The sequence below is a fragment of the Bradyrhizobium sp. CCBAU 51627 genome, assembly GCF_028128765.1.
Taxonomy (GTDB): domain Bacteria; phylum Pseudomonadota; class Alphaproteobacteria; order Rhizobiales; family Xanthobacteraceae; genus Bradyrhizobium.
In genome coordinates this window covers 1339370-1357808 of record NZ_LBJG01000024.1, presented here as the reverse complement: position 1 = coordinate 1357808, position 18439 = coordinate 1339370, and the positions used below count along the sequence as shown (strand labels likewise).

Annotated in this window: 20 protein-coding genes; 2 read left to right on the top strand and 18 right to left on the bottom strand. The window is 64.1% G+C overall.

Going from position 1 to position 18439, the window contains the following annotated elements; translation table 11 throughout:
* Positions 1-2 precede the first annotated feature (2 nt).
* Positions 3-1433, bottom strand: a complete 1431-nt coding sequence (gene pdxR, locus XH88_RS21195; RefSeq protein WP_271670408.1) for a MocR-like pyridoxine biosynthesis transcription factor PdxR — start codon at positions 1431-1433, stop codon at positions 3-5.
* A gap of 100 nt (positions 1434-1533) precedes the next feature.
* On the opposite strand from pdxR, the gene XH88_RS21190 reads away from it, so the two are divergent.
* Positions 1534-2451: a DMT family transporter gene (locus tag XH88_RS21190; RefSeq protein ID WP_271670179.1), complete on the top strand. Its 918-nt coding sequence runs from the start codon at positions 1534-1536 to the stop codon at positions 2449-2451.
* Here the strand turns inward: XH88_RS21190 and XH88_RS21185 are convergent.
* From XH88_RS21185 to XH88_RS21110, 16 genes are all read right to left on the bottom strand, one after another.
* Complete coding sequence (locus XH88_RS21185; RefSeq protein ID WP_271670178.1) at positions 2430-3485, bottom strand: YeeE/YedE family protein; 1056 nt, start codon at positions 3483-3485, stop codon at positions 2430-2432. The genes XH88_RS21190 and XH88_RS21185 overlap by 22 nt on opposite strands.
* 2 nt (positions 3486-3487) lie before the next feature.
* The gene (locus XH88_RS21180) at positions 3488-4492 is read right to left on the bottom strand and encodes a quinone oxidoreductase family protein (protein WP_271670177.1); all 1005 of its coding nucleotides are present in this window, start codon (positions 4490-4492) and stop codon (positions 3488-3490) included.
* Positions 4493-4557: 65 nt separating this feature from the next.
* A complete protein-coding gene (gene paaK / locus XH88_RS21175) occupies positions 4558-5889 on the bottom strand; it encodes a phenylacetate--CoA ligase PaaK (RefSeq protein WP_271670176.1) in 1332 nt (443 codons plus the stop codon).
* Between the two features lie 30 nt (positions 5890-5919).
* Positions 5920-6369, bottom strand: a complete 450-nt coding sequence (paaI, locus tag XH88_RS21170; protein ID WP_271670175.1) for a hydroxyphenylacetyl-CoA thioesterase PaaI — start codon at positions 6367-6369, stop codon at positions 5920-5922.
* Positions 6370-6482: 113 nt separating this feature from the next.
* Positions 6483-7565, bottom strand: coding sequence for a 1,2-phenylacetyl-CoA epoxidase subunit PaaE (paaE, locus tag XH88_RS21165; RefSeq protein ID WP_271670174.1), 1083 nt, complete (start codon positions 7563-7565; stop codon positions 6483-6485).
* 133 nt (positions 7566-7698) lie between these two features.
* Positions 7699-8202 carry a 1,2-phenylacetyl-CoA epoxidase subunit PaaD gene (paaD, locus tag XH88_RS21160; protein ID WP_271670173.1) on the bottom strand — a complete coding sequence of 168 codons (504 nt, stop codon included), beginning with the start codon at positions 8200-8202 and terminating at the stop codon, positions 7699-7701.
* Positions 8196-8972 carry a 1,2-phenylacetyl-CoA epoxidase subunit PaaC gene (gene paaC, locus XH88_RS21155; protein WP_271670172.1) on the bottom strand — a complete coding sequence of 259 codons (777 nt, stop codon included), beginning with the start codon at positions 8970-8972 and terminating at the stop codon, positions 8196-8198. Before paaC ends, paaD begins: the two co-directional genes overlap by 7 nt.
* On the bottom strand, positions 8972-9259 hold the full coding sequence (gene paaB / locus XH88_RS21150; RefSeq protein WP_080136639.1) for a 1,2-phenylacetyl-CoA epoxidase subunit PaaB: 288 nt from the start codon (positions 9257-9259) through the stop codon (positions 8972-8974). Before paaB ends, paaC begins: the two co-directional genes overlap by 1 nt.
* A 10-nt stretch (positions 9260-9269) precedes the next feature.
* Positions 9270-10262, bottom strand: coding sequence for a 1,2-phenylacetyl-CoA epoxidase subunit PaaA (paaA, locus tag XH88_RS21145; protein WP_271670171.1), 993 nt, complete (start codon positions 10260-10262; stop codon positions 9270-9272).
* Positions 10263-10337: 75 nt separating this feature from the next.
* Positions 10338-11204, bottom strand: coding sequence for a phenylacetic acid degradation operon negative regulatory protein PaaX (gene paaX / locus XH88_RS21140; RefSeq protein WP_271670170.1), 867 nt, complete (start codon positions 11202-11204; stop codon positions 10338-10340).
* Between the two features lie 242 nt (positions 11205-11446).
* Positions 11447-12217, bottom strand: coding sequence for an esterase/lipase family protein (locus XH88_RS21135; RefSeq protein WP_271670169.1), 771 nt, complete (start codon positions 12215-12217; stop codon positions 11447-11449).
* Between the two features lie 201 nt (positions 12218-12418).
* Positions 12419-13705, bottom strand: coding sequence for a DUF445 domain-containing protein (locus XH88_RS21130; RefSeq protein ID WP_271670168.1), 1287 nt, complete (start codon positions 13703-13705; stop codon positions 12419-12421).
* 184 nt (positions 13706-13889) lie between these two features.
* Entirely contained in the window at positions 13890-14345 is a 456-nt protein-coding gene (locus XH88_RS21125) for a phasin (RefSeq protein ID WP_271670167.1), read from the bottom strand.
* A 267-nt stretch (positions 14346-14612) separates the two neighbouring features.
* The gene (locus tag XH88_RS21120) at positions 14613-15206 is read right to left on the bottom strand and encodes a GNAT family N-acetyltransferase (protein WP_271670166.1); all 594 of its coding nucleotides are present in this window, start codon (positions 15204-15206) and stop codon (positions 14613-14615) included.
* A complete protein-coding gene (locus XH88_RS21115; RefSeq protein WP_271670165.1) occupies positions 15203-16285 on the bottom strand; it encodes a PHA/PHB synthase family protein in 1083 nt (360 codons plus the stop codon). Before XH88_RS21115 ends, XH88_RS21120 begins: the two co-directional genes overlap by 4 nt.
* Positions 16282-16662 (bottom strand): hypothetical protein, encoded by a 381-nt coding sequence (locus XH88_RS21110; RefSeq protein WP_271670164.1) that lies wholly within the window; start codon positions 16660-16662, stop codon positions 16282-16284. Before XH88_RS21110 ends, XH88_RS21115 begins: the two co-directional genes overlap by 4 nt.
* A gap of 170 nt (positions 16663-16832) precedes the next feature.
* Here XH88_RS21110 and XH88_RS21105 point away from each other — a divergent pair, with 170 nt between their 5' ends.
* Positions 16833-17753, top strand: a complete 921-nt coding sequence (locus tag XH88_RS21105; RefSeq protein ID WP_271670163.1) for an alpha/beta fold hydrolase — start codon at positions 16833-16835, stop codon at positions 17751-17753.
* Here the strand turns inward: XH88_RS21105 and XH88_RS21100 are convergent.
* Positions 17750-18424 carry a spermidine synthase gene (locus XH88_RS21100; protein ID WP_271670162.1) on the bottom strand — a complete coding sequence of 225 codons (675 nt, stop codon included), beginning with the start codon at positions 18422-18424 and terminating at the stop codon, positions 17750-17752. The genes XH88_RS21105 and XH88_RS21100 overlap by 4 nt on opposite strands.
* Between the last annotated feature and the right edge of the window lie 15 nt (positions 18425-18439).

Sequence of the window (18439 nt, the reverse complement as noted above, 5' to 3'; positions counted from 1 at the left end):
CGCTAGAAGCACGACGCCATCGTCCGTAGCGCCGCGCTGATCTCGTTCTCGCGCCAGGCTGCAAAGCCGAGCAACAGGCCGTGGTCGCGCGGCTTGCCGAGCGCCAGGCTGGACAGGGCTCGCGTTTCAACCCCTGCGTTAACCAACCGCTTCACGGCGGTCTGATCTGCGCGACCGCGCTTGAGGCGGGCGACGAGCTGGATGCCGCCCGAGGGCACCTCGACCGCGAGTACATCACTGAGATGGCGTTGCAGTCCCTCGACGAGATGATCACGCCTCGCGTGATAGAGCCGGCGGACCCGGCGCAGATGCGCGAGGAAATGCCCGTCGGCGATGAACTCGGCGAGCGCTTCCTGGATGTGGCTCGACGCGATCAGACCGATATGCCGCTGCGCGATCTCAAGCCTGCTGACCAGCGCCGGCGGCGCGACCAGATAGCCGAGCCGGATATCCGACGTCATCGCCTTCGAGAACGTGCCGACATAGAACACGCGGCCATGGGCATCCAGCCCCTGCAGGGCCGGCACCGGCCGGCTGTCGTAATGGAATTCACCGTCGTAATCGTCCTCCACGATCCAGGTCTTGCCGGGGCTGCTTGACCTCAAGAATTCACTCCGGCGCGCCAGAGACATCAGCCGCCCCGTCGGATGCTGGTGCGATGGCGTCATGAAGATGAGCTTGGGCGCAGCCAATCCCGGCATCCTCACCATACCCTGCTCGTCGAGCCGCATGCCTGTCACCTGCGCACCGGATGCACGGAAGGCCGCTGCGGCGCCGGGATAACCGGGATCCTCGACCCAGACCTCATCACCCGGCGTGATGAGAACAGCTGCGATCAGGGTCAGCGCGGCCTGCGCACTCGGCAGGATCATGATCTGGTCCGCCGTGGCGCGAACGCCCCTGCTGGTCGCCAGATAATGCGCCAGGGTTTCGCACAAGCGAATGCGGTTGATCGGACCAAGCTCACGCCTGGCGGCGCGCACGGCACTGCGGCGCAGGCAGCGCGCCCAGATCTCGTCCGGAAACTCCCTGAAATCTCCATGCCCCGGACGCAGCGGCTTCAGCGACGCCTGATAAGACATCGGCCAGTCCTTCTGCTTGAGCCTCGCAGCCCAAGGCGAGAGCCGCGGCTTGGCAGAACGGACATTCGAAGCGGCGGCGCCACCCCCTTCGACACGCTCACCGCCGTCGACCGTCACGACCGGACGACGTCCGTGCGACGCCTCGATATATCCCTCGGCAATGAGCTGCTCGAACGCGTAGGTGACGGTGTTGCGCGAGACGCCGAGATCGCGCGCAAGCCGTCGGCTCGACGGCAGCGCGCGGCCTCTTGCGAGGCGGCCGGCTGCGATCAGGCTCCGGAGCTGGCTCGTCAGTTGCGCGACCAGCCCCTCGTCGCCGGCCCGTTTCAAATTGATCAGCGCGGAGATCATCTCTTCCGAAACTGGCACCTTTTTCCTTTCACATCTGGCACTTTTTCAGGTGCCAAGTCGGATGCTATCCACCGGACCGGATTGCTTCAAGGACCTTGCGATGAACTCTTCCCTGTCTCCCCGCACCGCCGTCGGCCTGTTTCTCATCGTCGTATTGGCCTGGGGCGTGAACTGGTCGGTGACCAAGCAGCTCGTCCAGTTCCTCCCGCCGCTGTGGACCTCGGCGATCCGGAGCTGGATCGCGCTGGCCGGATTGCTCGTGATTCTCGGACTGAGCAACAATCTGGTGATCCCGGAGCGGCGCGACATTCCTGTGGTCTTGAGCGTGGCGCTGCTGCACATGACGGTGTTCTCGGTGCTGGTTGCGGCCGGTGTGCGTTTCCTGCCTGCGGGCAAGGCCATCGTGCTCGGCTACACCACACCGCTCTGGGTCGCGATATCAGCGCCTCTGCTCGGAAAGGATACGCTGACGGCGCCGAAGCTCGCCGGCGCCCTGCTCGGGCTGGTCGGCCTTGCCGTGATCCTGAACCCGGCGTCCATCGACTGGACCAATGCGAACGTCCTGCTCGGCGCCGGAATGGTCATCCTGGCCGCGATCTCCTGGGCCGCGAACATCATCTATATCCGCGCCCACCGGTGGATCGCATCTCCGCTCCAGCTCCTGATCTGGCAGGTGCTGGTCGCGACCATCGTGCTGACGGGATCGGCGCTGGTCGCGGATGGGCTCCCGCGCGCGGAATGGTCGTGGCGGCTCGTGCTGCTGTTCCTGTACTCGGGCTTGATCGGGACTGCGCTGGCCTATTGGGCGATGTCGATGGTCAACAAGAGCATCTCGGCGCTCACGACCTCGCTCGGCACCACCGGAACGCCGCTCGTCGGCATTGCCAGTGCGGCGATCCTGCTGGGTGAACCAATCGACATCAGCCTTGCGATCGCGGCCGCGCTGATCGTCACCGGCATTGGCCTTGCGACATTGGGTGACCGGCTGTTGCGCCGTCAGGCGATCGCGAGCGGCTGAACCCGCAATGCGCCGCGCAGGCCTGCCGTCGTGCCAAGCAGAATGCCGGCGACCGCAATGAACGAACCCACCGCAAGCGTCGACATCCCGGTGAGCCCCTGCCCGATCGAGCAGCCGAACGCCATCACGCCGCCGATCCCCATCAGGGCGGCGCCGCCAGCCGAGCGCAGCATGTGGCGCGGCGAGGAATAGCCTTCGAGTTGGAAGCGGCCCGTGGCAACCGCGGTCGCCAGACTGCCGGCAAAGACGCCACCGACGGTCGCGATGCCGAAATTCAACGTCAGGCCAGTCGAGAGCATGGCGTATTGCAGGCTATCGGCGATCGGCGCGATGAAGGTGAGCGAGGTCACCGGCACCGGATTGAAGTCGTCAGCACCAAGATAACCGGTGACGTACCAACCGCCGGCGACGAGCAGACCGACAACGACGCCCGCCGCGATCTGGCCCGGCGAGCGGCGGAACCCCGGTTGCGCGAAAGCGAACAGGATCAATGCGAGGACGATCACGGCCGCGGCCAGCACGCGCGAAAGCGCTTCCGTGAGACCGAGCGTCGCCAGCAAGGACGGTAGCGTGTTCGTACCGACGGTGGTTTGCGAGGCCTGCACCAGCGCAATGCGTGCCGGCGCGATCAGGCCCTTGAGTGTCATCTGCGCGGCAATCGCAAGGACGATCACGACGACGAACGAGCGGAGATTGCCCCGGCCAAGCAGCACCAGCGCGCGCGAGCCGCAACCGTTCGACAGCACCATCCCGTAACCGAACAGGAGTCCGCCGAGGAACAGCACCGGCACCGAGAAGGTCGGCTGCAAGTAGACCGACTTGCCGAGATCGACCACGCCGTTGCCGGCCAGGAACTGGCTGGCCGCGATCGCAACAGCAATCGCCAGCGCGTAGGTTCGCACCAGCCGTCCATCTCCCTCCGCCAGCCATCCGCGCATGCTGCTCATCAGGCAGAAGCCGCTGAGCAAGCCGACGGAACCATAGACTAGGCCAATGACGAGGCCGGCGAGGATGACGGGTTGGGTCGAGTCCATGATTATGGCTTCAGGATCACGCGGTCCCGCGAGGAGCCCGCGACCGCAACGTAGGCCTCCTTCGCTCGCTCGAGCGGATAGACCGCGTTCGTCTTGATTGGGAATGGCCTCAGGTGCCCGCTCGCAAAGCCTGGCCCGAGATCGCACAGCACCGCGCCGGTCGCGGCCGACGACAGACCGAGCGTGTCGATGCCGACATAGGTGTGCTGCCCCCGATAGAATTCGAGGATGTTGAACTGCACGATACGGTCAATCGCGGCGATCAGGATCTGGCGGCCGCGCAACGCAAGCGACTTGTGCGCGGCCTGGAAATAGGGATCACCGACCGTATTGAAGACGATGTCGGCGCCCTTGCCGCCGGTCAGTTCACGCACGCGCGTGGCGACATCGGTGGCAGAGGCGTCGATCACCTCGATCGGCGCGTTGGCATGCCCTTCATAGGCTTCCGCCTTGCGCACCACGCCGATGACGCGCGCACCCTGCCAGGTTGCGATCTGCACCGCAGCCTGGCCGACCTTGCCGTTGACGCCGAACACCAGAACGGTTTCGCCGGGCTTTGGAATCCCGGCGCGACGAAAGCCTTCCATGGCCGTCACGAACGGCACGCCGATCCCGGCGGCCTCTTCCCAAGACAACCCCTTCGGCTTCTCCACCACCGCCTCGGCCTCGACAATGAGATGGCTGGCATGGGTGCCGTCGCGACGGATGCCGAGATCGCCGGACGAACCGAACACTTCCTGGCCGATCGTGCCGGCGGGCCCGTCGACCACCACGCCGGCATAGTCGCGGCCAGGCGTGCGGGGGAACACTGCGTAAGGCATCAGCCCGGTCGCGGCCTTGACGTCGGAGGGGTTGACGGCTGCGGCCTTCACCTCGATCAGCAAATCGTTCGGACCCTGCGTCAGCGTATGACGCTCGACGCTAGGTGCAACCGCAGCGGCGTTTTCGGCTTTGGCATTGAGGCGGACGCAACGCGCCTCGACTGCTCTGGTATCGGCTGGCGACATAGGAAAGACCCGCGATTGCTCGCGGGCCTTGTCGCCTCTGGGGGCGGTCAAGTCAATCCGTCAAGTCAGTCCTTGGGCCGCTTGTCGTAGAGGCGCTTGGCCTTGCCGAGCGAGCGCTCCAGCGTAGCCGGCGCGACCACCTGAACCCTGGAGCTGATGCCGATGGTGTTCTTGATATGGGTCGAGATCCGGTTGGCATGGTCGATCAGCCCTCGCCCGTCCCAGCTTTCGGTCCGCGCTTCGGCGATGATGGTCAATTCATCCATGCGGCCTGCGCGGGTCAGCTCGAGGATGAAATGCCCGCCGCACCAGTCGGTCGCGAGCAGGATCTCCTCGATCTGCGTCGGGAACAAATTGACTCCGCGCAGGATGATCATGTCGTCCGAGCGGCCCGTCACCTTTTCCATCCGCCGCATGCCCGGTCGCGCCGTGCCTGCCAGCAGCCGCGTCAGGTCGCGGGTGCGATAGCGGATCACCGGGAAGGCTTCCTTGGTGAGGGAGGTGAAAACGAGTTCGCCCTTCTCGCCATCGGGCAGCACTGCGCCGGTCTCGGGGTCGATCACCTCCGGATAGAAATGGTCCTCCCAGATATGCAGGCCATCCTTGGTCTCGATGCATTCCTGCGCAACGCCGGGACCGATCACCTCGGAGAGACCATAGATGTCGGTCGCGTCCATGTCGAAAGCGTCCTCGATCTCGGCGCGCATGGCGTTGGTCCACGGTTCGGCACCGAAGATGCCGATCTTGAGCGAGCATTGGCGCGGGTCGAGCTTCTGGCGCTTGAACTCGTCGAGGATCGCCAGCATGTAGCTCGGCGTCACCGTGATGATATCGGGCCGAAAATCGTTGATCAGCTGGACCTGCCGCTCGGTCATGCCGCCCGAGATCGGCACCACGGTGCAGCCGAGCTTTTCGGCGCCGTAGTGCACGCCAAGACCGCCCGTGAACAGGCCGTAGCCATAGGCATTGTGGATGATCATGCCGGTGCGGCCGCCGGCGGCGCGGATCGAGCGTGCCATCACCTCCGACCAGGTGTCGATGTCGCGTTGCGTATAACCGACCACGATCGGCTTGCCCGTCGTGCCCGAGGAGGCATGCACGCGCACCAGTTTTTCGCGCGGCACGGCAAACATGTTGAACGGATAGTTGTCGCGCAGATCCGTCTTCACCGTAAACGGAAACTTCGCGAGATCGGAGGGCTCGCGGAAGTCGGACGGATGCATGCCGGCCTTGTCGAAGGCCTGGCGATAATGCGCGACATTGTCGTAGGCGTGCTTCAGTGACCAGGCCAGCCGCTGCTTTTGCAGCGCCATGATCTCGTCGCGTGAGGCGCGCTCCTGCGCGTCCATCTCGGCCCTATAGGTGCGGCCGCCTTCCTTCAGCTTCGTCGAAGCCATACTCGTTTCCCCACATCTGTGTTCTTCTCTTTATTGATCTTGCGCCGGCAGCCACGTGCCCGGAATGACACGCGAATGCCCACGGAATTCAGCAATGACGGTATCACCTGATGTGACACGCACATCATAGATGCCGGAACGGCCACCGCGACTGACCTCGCGCGCCGTCGCAACGAGGCGGTCGCCGAGCTTGCCCGGCTTGAGGAAGGTGATCTGCCCCTGCGCCGCGACGACCCGCTCATTGTGCGAGTTGCAGGCAAAGGCGAAGGCGGAATCGGCGAGCGTGAAGATGAAGCCGCCATGGGCAATGCGCTGGCCGTTGACCATGTCCGGCCGCACCGCCATGGCCAGCGTCGCGAAGCCCGGGCCGATCTCGACGATCTCCATGCCGAGACCTTTGGACGCATCGTCCTCGGCCCACATCGCCTCGGCGCAGGCACGGGCGATATCCTCGGGCGACAAGGCGGCTTTGACGTTCACGCGCTTCTCCCGGCCAGATGTTCGCACATGATGTTCCGCTGGTTGGTCCAAGCTGTCAACCAATGCGATGCATTTGCAACGATGAGGTCCGATGCGGCCGATCAGACACGATTTCAGACATGATCGTAATCGACCACGACGCGGTCCGACGATGGCTTGGCCTGGCAGGTGAGCACAAAGCCGGCCTTCAGTTCCCAGGGCTCGAGCGAATAATTGATGTCCATCGGCGCTTCGCCCTCCACCAGCTTGGCGCGGCAGGTCGAGCACATCCCGCCCTTGCAGGCAAAGGGCAGATCGACGCCGGCGCGCAGCGCAGCATCGAGGATCGCCTCGTCCACGGCGACAGGCACGTCGCGGCGCTTGCCGTCAATGATGAGGGACGCGATCGCCTTCGGCGACGCGTCAGGCGCGACGGCTTTCTTCGGCCGCGGCTTGCCGCCGTATTCGGAGACGAAGCGCTCCACGTGAATGCGCTCGTCCCCGATGCCGAGATCGCGGCACGTCGCCTCGATCTCCTCGCTCATGCCAAGAGGGCCGCAGATGAAGACGTGATCGACGCTAGCCGCCGGAACCAGCGAGCGCAGCAGGACCCTCACCTTCTCGCCATCGAGCCGGCCATGCAGGATCGGGATATCCTGCTCCTCTCCGGAGATGACGTGGAAGATCGAGAGACGATCGATGAAGCAATCCTTCAGTTCCTCGAGCGTCTCGCGGAACATGATGTTGTCGGTGGTGCGGTTGCCGTAGAACAGGAAAAAACGGCTGTCCGGCTCGCGTGCCAGCACGCCTTTGACGATCGACAGGATCGGCGTGATACCGGAGCCGGCGGCAAATCCGACATGGATGCGTCCGACGTCGGCGGCCGGAATAGCGCCGAAGCGTCCGGTCGGCGTCATCACGTCGAGTTCGTCGCCGCGCTTCAGCTCGTCCGCCGCCCAGCTCGAAAACGCGCCGCCATCGACCTTCTTCACGGCAATGCGGATCTCGCCGTCATCAGGGCCGGAGCAGATCGAATAGGAGCGGCGCACTTCTTCGCCGTCCAGCATGGTGCGCAGTGTGAGATACTGGCCCGGGCTGAAAGCATAGTCGTCGGCAAGTTCGCCGGGAATGGCGAACGTCATCGAGACGGCGTCCGACGCCTCACGGCGGAGGTCGTTGACGGCCAGGCGATGGAAGCGCGGTGCGGCTGCGGACATCGGGATTGCCTAGATCTGGGACGTCGTCATTGCGAGCGCAGCGAAGCAATCCAGAATCCCTCCACGGATACATTCCGGATTGCTTCGTCGCTTCGCTCCTCGCAATGACGATGAGGTTGCCATGACGCGCCTCTTAGTGACACTTGAAATAATCGAAGGGTTCGCGGCAGGCCGTGCAGCGCCACAGCGCCTTGCAGGAGGTCGAGCCGAATTCGGACAGCAGCTCGGTCTTGTCGGAGCCGCATTGCGGGCACGCGACGGCCTGCTCGCCGAACAGCGCGCGGCGTGAGCTCGCCGCTTGCGGCGGTACGATGCCATAGGCACGCAGCTTGCGGCGGCCCTCCTCGCTCATCCAGTCCGTGGTCCAGGCCGGCGACAACACTGTGCGGACTTTCGCATGGCGGAAGCCGGCGCGCTCCAGCGCGACCTCGATTTCGAGCGCGATCATGTTCATGGCCGGGCAGCCGGAATAGGTCGGCGTGATCACAACCTCGACGCGGTCTTCCTCCACAACGACATCCCGAAGCACACCGAGATCAGCAATGGTCAGAACCGGAATTTCGGGATCGATCACGCTCGCCGCCGCGTCCCAGGCGCGCCGACGCAATTCGCTGTTGCGATCGAGCACCGTCACCATGCCAGCCCCGGAAACGTCCGTTGCATCGACTGCAGCTCGGACAGGAGATGGCCGAGATGCTCGCTGTGGCGACCGGAACGACCGCCCTGCTGCATCCAATCGTTTTGCGGGAGCTGAAGCGTTGCTTCGCCGATGATCTCGGAGAGCGTCGTCAGCCAGCGGCCGCGCAAGGTGCCGGGATCGATCGCGATACCGGCATGGATCAGAGCGCGCTCGCCATCGTCGACGGCGAACATCTCGCCGGTGAACGCCCAGAGGTGCTCGATCGCATTCTGCGCACGGGCGTGGCTCTCATCCGTACCGTCGCCGAGCCGGATGATCCATTCGGAGGCATGGCGCAGATGATAGGCGCTCTCCTTCTCCGACCTCGCTGCGATCGCCGCGAGCGTCGTGTCGCCCGAATTCACCATCGCGCGCCAATAGAGGTCGGCAAAGGCGGAATAGAAGAGCTGCCGCACCATGGTCTGGGCGAAGTCGCCGTTCGGCTGCTCGACGAGCAGCACGTTGCGATACTGCCTGACGTCGCGCAAGTAAGCCAGCTTGTCCTCGTCGTTATCCTTGCCCTCGGTCCTGGCGGCAAAGGTGTAGAGCTCTCGTGCCTGGCCGATCAGGTCGAGCGCAATATTGGAGAGCGCCATGTCCTCTTCGAGCATCGGCGCATGCCCGCACCATTCCGACAACCGGTGACCGAGGATCAGCGCATCATCGGCGCGCCGCAGGGCGTAGAGCACCAGCGGCGTTTCAGAGACCTGGATGTTGGCGGTCGCCATCACATGTGCCCCACTTCGTCCGGAACTTCATAAAAGGTCGGATGCCGATAAATCTTCGATTCCGCCGGCTCGAACATCATGCCCTTCTCGGCAGGATCGCTTGCGGTGATCGCGGTGGATGGCACCACCCAGATCGACAGGCCTTCACCGCGGCGGGTATAGATGTCGCGGGCAGCTTGCAGCGCCATGGTGGCATCGCTGGCGTGCAGCGAACCGACGTGCTTGTGCGCGAGCCCGTTGCGGCTGCGAATGAAAACTTCCCACAGCGGCGTATTCGGCGTGGCCATCTTGATCTCCCTATTCCGCCGCTTGCGCGGTCTGACGCCGTGCGCGCTTGGCTGCATAAGCGGCTGCTGCCTCGCGGACCCAGGCGCCCTCGCCATGCGCCTTGCGGCGCGCGGCCATGCGGTCGCGGTTGCAGGGACCATTGCCGGCGAGCACCTGCTTGAACTCGGTCCAATCGATCTCGCTGTAACGCCAGTGCCCGTCCGCATCCTGTGTCATGCCGGGATCGGGAATGGTGAGGCCAAGATATTGCGCCTGCGGCACGGTGGCATCGACGAACTTCTGGCGCAGCTCGTCATTGGAGAAGCGCTTGATCTTCCACTTCGTCGAGGCGTCGCTGTGCTGGCTCGCCGCATCCGGCGGACCGAACATCATCAGCACCGGCCACCACCAGCGATTCAGTGCATCCTGCGCCATCGCCTTCTGCTCGTCCGAGCCGCGGCACAGCGTCACCATGATCTCGTAGCCCTGGCGCTGGTGGAATGACTCCTCCTTGCAGACCCGGATCATCGCGCGGGCATAGGGACCATACGAGCAACGGCACAGCGGGATCTGGTTCATGATCGCCGCGCCATCGACCAGCCAGCCGATCGTACCGATGTCGGCCCAGGTCAGCGTGGGATAGTTGAAGATCGAGGAGTACTTCGCCTTGCCCGCGAGCATCGCGTCGACCAGCTCTTCACGCGAGGCACCGAGCGTCTCGGCGGCGGCATAGAGATAAAGCCCATGCCCGCACTCGTCCTGCACCTTGGCGAGCAGCGCGGCCTTGCGGCGCAGTGTCGGCGCGCGCGTGATCCAGTTACCTTCGGGCAGCATGCCGACGATTTCGGAATGGGCGTGCTGGGAGATCTGGCGAGTGAGCGTCTTGCGATAGGCCGCCGGCATCCAGTCGTTCGGCTCGATGCGCTCCTCGGCATCGATGCGGGCCTGGAATTGCGCAGCCTTGGCGACGTCCTCAAGACCGCGATCGTCGGTCTCCGCCGTATTCAGCGCCTGGGTGTACATGCGCATTCCTCCCAATGTATTGGGAGGAATATATAACAATATTCACGTCATGCAAGATATTTCTGTAACATAAAATCAGGCACCGAACCTCCGTTCCAGGAGCTTTCGCGCCGGCGGCAGCGGGCCTTTCTCATTGGTCCCATGGCCATCAAGCCATTGTTCCGACGGAGCAAGCAGCGCGCGATAGATTTCGCCGCAAAGCTCTCGGGCGACCCTGCCCGGCCAATCCGCCGGCAACAGGCTCTCGGGCAGCAGGGGATCGCGCAGCACGACGCGGCGGTAATAGTGGATCAGCAGGATACGCGCGGTGAAGGCGTCGGCCTCGGACAGGTCCGTGCCGCGCGCGAGGGCGGCGCGCAGCGGCTCGAACGTCTTCATGAATTTCACATAAGCGTCGGCGGTGCGCTCCAGCGGCCAACTGGCACTGAGCAGGCGGCGGCCGCTGTCATCCTCGGCAGAGACTTCGAGACGGATGGCACCTGTGGCCTCCTCCGGCACCGGCACGCCCGACGGCGCAACCCAGACGCCGGGCAGCGGGCTGCCGAAGCCGGCATTGCGCAACGCTTCGCGCGAGGCGTCGCGGTCTTCACCGTTGCCGATCAGAAGCAACTCGAAGCGACCGGTCCAGTTCGACGGCGGCGGATCGTAGATATGGCGCGTCGCCGCCTCGAACGTTTCGCGCCCCTTCTCGGCGAGGCGATAAAAGCTGTTGCGGCCGACCTTCTCGCGCGTCAGCCAGCCGTCGGCAGCGAGCCGCGACATCGCGGTGCGCACCACGCCGGCATCGATGTCGAGCCCTTCGAAGAATTCCAGCAATGTGCCGAGCCACACCACACCGCCGCGCGGGACGATGGCATCGCCGAACATGGTTATGACGATGGAGCCGGTGCGTGACGGCTCACGCTTGAGCTGATCGATGATGCGAGAGAGCGGATGCGCCATGCGGCAGGCTTAGCGCGTTTGGTGCGGGCGCGACAAGGAACGGGAACGGTCTCTTCTCCTTCTCCCCGCTTGCGGGACGAGACGAGCAGAGCCCGCTCTGAGAAGGTCGGGATGAGGGGAAGTCTCCGCGCGTTCGGTGAGTTGGACTCGTGGAGAGTCCCCCTCACGCGCCACGCCCGGACGATGCTTCGCATCGCTCGGCGCGTGTCGGCCTCTCCCCGCAAACGGGGGGGAGGCGTAGATTACCGATGCGGATCGGGATAGGCGAGGCTGCGCCAGCCGCTGCGATCGAACGGCCGCCACTGGCCCTCCTTCTGTGCAAGGCGGTCGGCGACGGCATAAACCACGGCGGGATGGTGGCCCATGCCGCAATGGCTGCTCTCGACCTCGATGCTCTCGGTCTGCGCGCCTGACTTCTCCATGCAACCCTGCCAGGCGCAGACACCGTCGGTGCGGCTGAAGATTGCGGTGGTCGGCACCGGCGGCGGGACAGCGAGCTCGCCGCCGAACTCCGGATCGACCTCGTCGGACTTCCGCCCACTCGCCCATTCGTAGACGCGCCAGGCATTGGTGGAACGGGGATTGCCGGCGAATGGGCTGCCGAGCGTAATCACCTGGCGCACGCGGTCGGGCATCATCTTGGCGAGCTGGCGCGCATAGAGGCCGCCGAGGCTCCAGCCAACCAGACTGATCTTGCGCTCATGCTTGTCGTTGAGCTCCTCGACCAGATCGACCATGGCGCGCTGCACGCCGTCGCGCAGGCCATAGTTGCGGCCTTGGCGCCAGCCGCTCACGGCATAGCCTTTGCTCGCCAGAAACGCGCGCAACGCACGGGTAGACGCATCGGAGGCCACCAGACCCGGCAGCACCAGCACCGGATGACCGTCGCCACGCGGCGCGAGGCTCAGCAGCGGCAGCGCGCCGAGAAATGCACCGAACTCGTGGATCGCGCGCCCTTCCAGAAACATCAGGGTACGGGACGGCGGACGCAGCGTCTGGGCAGGAGCGGTCATCAATGGATCCCCTTGGGAAGAATTCCTGAAGAGCCCGCCGGCGCGATGCCGGCAATGGGCATGAATTCCAATACGCCGGCTTCTTGATCGTTCCGCAGCGCAACATGAATCAGCTAGGCGGCCGGTTCGACGCATTCAAGCGGGAGAGACGCGAGGCGACAATAGGCCCGCGCGTTAATGCTGTTGGGCGTGACGCAAAAGTCACAACAATCGAAGCAGGAATTCTACGGAGTAGAGCGCCAATCCCGCGAGGCCGCCAATCAGCGAACCGTTGAAGCGGATGTATTGCAGGTCGCGGCCGATGTTGATTTCGATCAGCGAGATCAGCTGCGCCATGTTCCACGCCTTGACCTGATCGGAGATGAACGTCGAGACGCCGCTCTTCTGGTCGGCGACGAAACTGCGCAGCACCGTCACCAGGCCCTTGTTGATTTCACCGCGCAGCTCGGCATCGCCGGCGAGGGCTTCGCCCGCCGAAACAAACATGCCGGCGAGATGATGCTGCAGCACTTGGGTCTCGCCGGACGCACTGCGCTCGATGAACGAGCGCGTGTTGGCCCAGACGGTGCGGGCGAGATCGGCAAGCTCGGGGCGCGCCAGGAGATCTCGCTTCAGGCCATCGATGCGGTCGATATAGGCCTGGTCGGTGCCAAGCCGGTCGACGAAGCTCAGCACCATGCGATCGAACTCGCCGCGGAACGGATGTTTGGGATCGCTGCGCACCTCGTTGAAGAAGGCGGTGGCCGACGACACGATCTTGTTCACCAGGAATTTGTCGGCGCGATAGAGCTTGAGCAGTGTCGGCAATTCCGCGCGCACCTTCTCGCGGATCATCGACATGGTCTCTTTCTGGGTCAACGTCTCGTGCATCACGCGCAGGAGATCGTCGAACAGGATCTGGTGCCGGCCCTCCGCCACGAAACCGCGCAGTGTGCCGGCCGCGAGCGGCGCGAGATCGACCGCCTGAATCTGCGAGGACATGCGGCGGATGATGAAATTCATGAGGCCGGAGCTTTCCGTCGCGGAGACCGCCTCCGGCAGCAGGCGGAGCGCGAAGCGCGCAAGGTCATTGCTGCGCTTGCGATCGCGCAGCCAGTCGGCGACGAAGGAGCCGAAATCGATCTCTTTCAGCTTGGCCTCGACCGGGCCGGCCTCGAGGAAATGCACCTGGATGAACTCGCCGAGCTTGTCGGCGATGCGGGCCTGATTGCTCTGGATGATCGCAGTGTGCGGGATCGGCAGGCCGAGCGGCCGTTTGAACAGCGCGACCACAGCATACCAGTCGGCGAGCCCGCCGATGGTTGCGGCCTCCGCGAAGGCGGCGATGAACCCGAACATGGGATGCACGGGCAGCAGCCATTTTGCGACGATAAAGAGCGCCAGCGTCGAGGCCAGCACCAGCGCCGCCAGCGCTTTCACGCGACGCAGCTCCGCCGCGCGTTCGGCATCGCCGGGGGAATCGAAGGAGAAGGTGGCGGGGCGAGTCATCACCCCATCACCCTACTCGTCATTGCGAGCGAAGCGAAGCAATCCAGAATCCCTCAGCGGTGACATTCTGGATTGCTTCGTCGCAAGGGCTCCTCGCAATGACGGCAGCGCAACAACAAAAGGCCCGCCGAAGCGGGCCTCAAAACACAGTTTCAACTCAACGCAACCAAACTCAACCACACAATCAGGCGGTCTTGTTGTAGACCTTGGCAAAGTTGTCCTGAGCGGACTTGGCACCGTTGGCGGCGAGCTTGCCGAGATAGTCGGCGGTCGCCTTGGCGCGCGAGACGAACACTTCGCCGCGAGCGCGGAGCAGGCTCGACTGGATCTCGACGGCTTCGCTAAACGACTTGGCGGACGCCAGCTTGTCGATGCTCGAGAAGAACGCCTCGGCGTCCTCATGGATCGCCTGCTGGATGTTGCGGCTGATCTTGCCGGCTTCAGCAACGGACTCGGTCACCGCGTTCTCGACGGCGGCGGTCACGCGCTCGGAGCCAGCGAACACCTCGGCAGCACGGTCTTTGGCGGTGTTGGCGGTCTTCTTGACGAATTCGCGGGCGGCCTCGGGAACTTCCAGATTCTGGATGTTCTTGAAAGCGTCTTTGAAGCCCTCGAAGGTGGTGTTGGTTTCGGTGGTCATGGGGTTCTCTCCATCCTCATTGGTCTGAGCTATGGGCTCACCCCGTCCTCGATGGCCCGGGGCAGGTCTTATATCCCATAGTTGATTGTGCGATGCAATATTCTTGTTGCATTGCGATATCACGAAATCGTGAACAGCCTACAAGAGAGGCATCCTGATGCCTCCCTGGCCCCGCGGGCCTACTGTGCATGGGGTTGATTTCCGGTTTTTGGCCGCCGGATGACGGCTCGGTGCTGGAACTGCGCTTTTAGTGCTGGACAGCGCCTTTTAGTGCTGGACAGCGCCTGGCAACCCGTAAGCCTCCATCTGGGCCTGGACCTGCGCGATGTTGTGGCCGAGCACGACGATGTCGTGGGTCTTGCCGTCGACGTCCCGGACATGATCCCGCAACAGCGCCTCAGCCTTGAAGCCGAGGCTCTCGAACAGCGCGATCGCGGCCTGCTGGTCGACCGTCATCTGCACCGAGAGCTTCTCCAGGCCTGCCCCGAGCGCGAGCGCAAAGGTCTCCTGCGACAGCGCCTTCCCCACTCCCTTCCCGCGCACCTCGGACGAAACCACCATCCGGATCTCGCCGACATGAGGCGACCAGGAATGCGGATCGCGCACCAAGGTGCCGCAGCCGACGACCTTGCCGTCTTTCACCGCGAGCAGGCTCTGGATCGCGCCGCGCTCGATCTCCTTGACCCAGGCGGACAGCACCTTCGGCTCGCTGATGTTGCGCGGCAGGAACAGCAGGTCATGGGTCGGGAGCGCCTTGCCGAAGGCCAGCACGGCGGCCTCGTCGGACGGCGACATCAGGCGGATCTCGATATCGCCGGCATCCGTCTTGACGTGACGCGGGTAGGAACGCTGCTCGCTCATGTCGATCTCTTCCCCAACCAGGAATCCAGTTTCGGCCATAGCCGCTTCACCGCGTTGGCGCCGGCGACGAGGGAGACGTGCCCGCCCTTCAGCACCACCTCTTCCTTGTCCGCGGAGCCGATCTTTGCGATCAGATGTTTTGCCGCATCATAGGGCACGATGTGATCGTGCTCGGCGACCGCATGCAGGATCGGCACCTTGATATTCTCGAGCTTCGCTGGCCTGCCGCCAACCGACATGGTGTCGTTGTAGAGCTTGTTGTCCCACATCAGGTCCTTGGTGATGGTGCGAAAATATTCGCCCGCCAGCGGCAGCGTGTCGGTCGCCCAGCGGTCGAACATCCGGTACGACTTCACGAACTCGTCGTTCCAGATGTTTTCCCAGAGCTGGATCTGGCTCACCGTGCGCGAGGCCGGACGCAGCATCTCGAACGACGACAAAATCATCTCCGGCGGCACGTTGCCGACGCTGTCGACGAGGCGGTCGACATCGAAATAGCGGCGGTCGGAGAAATTCGAGAACAGCTTCATCTCGCGAAAGTCGATCGGCGTGGTGAAGCAGATCAGGTTCTTCATCGGCCCGTCCGGAAAGATCGAGCCGTAGAGCAGCGACAGCACGCCGCCGAAGCAATAGCCGATGATGGAGACGTCCTGCTCGCCGGAATCCGCCTGCACCCGTCGGACGCAGTCCGGGATGAAGTCGAGGACATAATCCTCCATCCGCAGGCTCCTCTCCTCCGGCCGCGGCGCGCTCCAGTCGAGCATATAGACGTCGTAGCCGCGCCTCAGCAGGAACTCGATAAAACTCTGGCCGGGCACCAGATCGAGGATGTAGCCGCGATTCGTGGTCGCCATCACGATCAGCACCGGTACCCGGTAGATCTCGTCCGACATCGGCCGATAGTGATAGAGGCTCATCGTGCCGCGCGAGTGCAGCACGTCTTTCGGGGTCGATCCGAGCGTCGGGCCGGAGGTCGCGAAATATTCGACACCCTTGATGCTGCGCATGATGGCGCGCTGCACCTCGGCCTGGATGCGGTCCGGGATCGCCGCGAAATCAAGGCCTCCCGGCGCGTTCATTTTGGCCCTCCGCCTTCCGATGGCGGGCGTTTCGTGCGCGGCGGCCGCGGCGCCGCACCGATCGGAGACCCCGCAGAATTGGTCGACATCTGACTCAGCATCATCTTGATCTCGCCGAGTTGCCCCTCGATCGACTGCAGCCGCTCGGCGATGCCTGTCATTTGTTCGCGGCTCGGCAGATTCATCGAGAGCAGATACTTCTCCATGAGATCGCCGAACTGCTTCTGAGCGCCCGCAGCGGCGCCGCCGGCCCGGTTCATGGCCTGCGAGAACTCGGGCGTCTCCATCGCTTTGGTGGCAAACGAGTTGAAGCCCTTCTCCATCTCCCCAACCATCTTCTGCCACAGGGCGACAGGGTCGGTGATCTTGTCGGTCATCGGCGTCCTCCAGGTCACGAGGGCTTCTTGTGCCCTTCTTTTGTCGCCATACCACACCGTTGCGACGGGCCGGTCAACGGCTAAGCGACGGGGCGATGTCGCACGCGCGGCTTCTTTGCGGCGGCAAACCATGCGATACAATTCCGACCTGCCAGCAAGGGAACACGCCGGTGAATGCCTCCGCCCATCAACCGCCACAGACCGTCCGCGCCAACGGCATCGACATCTGTTACGAGATTTTTGGCAATGACCACGCCGAGCCGCTGCTGCTGATCATGGGACTCGGGGCGCAGATGATCCATTGGGACGATACATTCTGCGAGCAGCTCGCCGCGCGCGGCTTTCGCGTGATCCGTTTCGACAATCGCGATATCGGCAAGTCGAGCCATCTCACCGGCGGCAAACGGCTGACCCCGCTCGAACTGATGAAACTGCGCTTCCTCAGAATTCCCGTGGCCGCAACCTACAAGCTGATCGACATGGCCAAGGACACGGTCGGCCTGATGGATGCGCTCGGAATCAAGTCGGCCCATCTGGTCGGCGCCTCAATGGGCGGCATGATCGCGCAGGAGGTGGCGCTGTCGTTTCCGCAGCGCGTGCGCTCGCTGACCTCGATCATGTCGACCACGGGCAATCCGCGCGTGCCGCCCCCCACGCGTGAGGCCGCCGCCATGCTGATGGCACCGCCGCCACGCAGCAAGGAGGAGTTCATCACCCGCTTCGGCCAGACCTGGAAGACCTTGCGCGTCGGCTCCTTCCCGGAGGAAGAAGCGCTCGATCTGGGCCGAGCCGAACGCGTCTTCGCCCGCGGGCTCAATCCGGCCGGCGTCGGCCGTCAGCTCCGCGCCGTGCTCGCCTCCGGCAGCCGCAAGGACCGCCTACACGCCATCAAGACGCCAACGCTCGTGATCCACGGCACGGTCGACCCGCTGGTCCATCCCGAGGGTGGCAAGGATACTGCCGCCTCAATTCCGGGCGCGAAGCTGGTGATGATCGAAGGCATGGGCCATGCGCTGCCGATGCGGTTCTGGCCGGAGATCATCGGCGCCATCGACAAGCATGCGCATGGCGCGGCGGCGCGAGCGGCTTAAGCTTTCTTTGCGATCCAGATCACGTGACGCGCGCCGCCGCCTCTACCGGTGGCGCGGACATTGACCTCGTTGACGTCGAAGCCGGCGCGGCCGAGACGCTTTGTGAATGCGGGATTGGGGCCAGACGACCAAACAGCGAGCACGCCACTCGGCCGTAGCGCGGCCTTGGCTGCCGTCAAGCCGCTCGCACTGTAGAGCGCATCATTACCCTTCCGGGTCAGCCCTTCCGGGCCGTTGTCAACGTCGAGCAGAATGGCGTCGAAGGCCGCACTCTTCGTCCGGATGATTTCGCCGACATCGATTTCGCGGATGCTCACCCTGGCATCATCGAGGCTGTCGCCGAAGACCTCCGCCATCGGGCCGCGCGCCCAGGTCACGACGGCCGGGACGAGCTCGGAGACCACGATCTTCGCTTCGCTTCCGAGCACGGCAAGTGCCGCACGCAGCGTAAAGCCCATACCGAGGCCACCGATCAGGACGACGGGCTTGGCGACCGTCTCGATCTGCTTCGCCGCGAGCGTTGCGAGCGCGGCTTCCGAGCCCGACAAGCGGTTGTTCATCAGCTCGTTGGTGCCGAGCTTGATGGAAAACTCCTTGCCGCGCCGCATCAGGCGAAGCTCTTCGTCGGAGCCGGGGATCTTGGCGGTGTCGAGCTTTTCCCAGGGAATCATGCGAGACGTTTAGCA

Coding starts and splice junctions, on each gene's coding strand:
- XH88_RS21135 (WP_271670169.1), bottom strand. CDS start 12,217: ATGACCGCTCCTGCCCAGACGCTGCGTCCGCCGTCCCGTACCCTGATG.
- XH88_RS21125 (WP_271670167.1), bottom strand. CDS start 14,345: ATGACCACCGAAACCAACACCACCTTCGAGGGCTTCAAAGACGCTTTC.
- paaX (WP_271670170.1), bottom strand. CDS start 11,204: ATGGCGCATCCGCTCTCTCGCATCATCGATCAGCTCAAGCGTGAGCCG.
- XH88_RS21130 (WP_271670168.1), bottom strand. CDS start 13,705: ATGACTCGCCCCGCCACCTTCTCCTTCGATTCCCCCGGCGATGCCGAA.
- paaB (WP_080136639.1), bottom strand. CDS start 9,259: ATGGCCACGCCGAATACGCCGCTGTGGGAAGTTTTCATTCGCAGCCGC.
- XH88_RS21110 (WP_271670164.1), bottom strand. CDS start 16,662: ATGACCGACAAGATCACCGACCCTGTCGCCCTGTGGCAGAAGATGGTT.
- XH88_RS21185 (WP_271670178.1), bottom strand. CDS start 3,485: ATGGACTCGACCCAACCCGTCATCCTCGCCGGCCTCGTCATTGGCCTA.
- pdxR (WP_271670408.1), bottom strand. CDS start 1,433: ATGATCTCCGCGCTGATCAATTTGAAACGGGCCGGCGACGAGGGGCTG.
- paaD (WP_271670173.1), bottom strand. CDS start 8,202: ATGGTGACGGTGCTCGATCGCAACAGCGAATTGCGTCGGCGCGCCTGG.
- paaC (WP_271670172.1), bottom strand. CDS start 8,972: ATGGCGACCGCCAACATCCAGGTCTCTGAAACGCCGCTGGTGCTCTAC.
- paaE (WP_271670174.1), bottom strand. CDS start 7,565: ATGTCCGCAGCCGCACCGCGCTTCCATCGCCTGGCCGTCAACGACCTC.
- paaA (WP_271670171.1), bottom strand. CDS start 10,262: ATGTACACCCAGGCGCTGAATACGGCGGAGACCGACGATCGCGGTCTT.
- paaK (WP_271670176.1), bottom strand. CDS start 5,889: ATGGCTTCGACGAAGCTGAAGGAAGGCGGCCGCACCTATAGGGCCGAG.
- XH88_RS21190 (WP_271670179.1), top strand. CDS start 1,534: ATGAACTCTTCCCTGTCTCCCCGCACCGCCGTCGGCCTGTTTCTCATC.
- XH88_RS21100 (WP_271670162.1), bottom strand. CDS start 18,424: ATGATTCCCTGGGAAAAGCTCGACACCGCCAAGATCCCCGGCTCCGAC.
- XH88_RS21115 (WP_271670165.1), bottom strand. CDS start 16,285: ATGAACGCGCCGGGAGGCCTTGATTTCGCGGCGATCCCGGACCGCATC.
- XH88_RS21180 (WP_271670177.1), bottom strand. CDS start 4,492: ATGTCGCCAGCCGATACCAGAGCAGTCGAGGCGCGTTGCGTCCGCCTC.
- XH88_RS21120 (WP_271670166.1), bottom strand. CDS start 15,206: ATGAGCGAGCAGCGTTCCTACCCGCGTCACGTCAAGACGGATGCCGGC.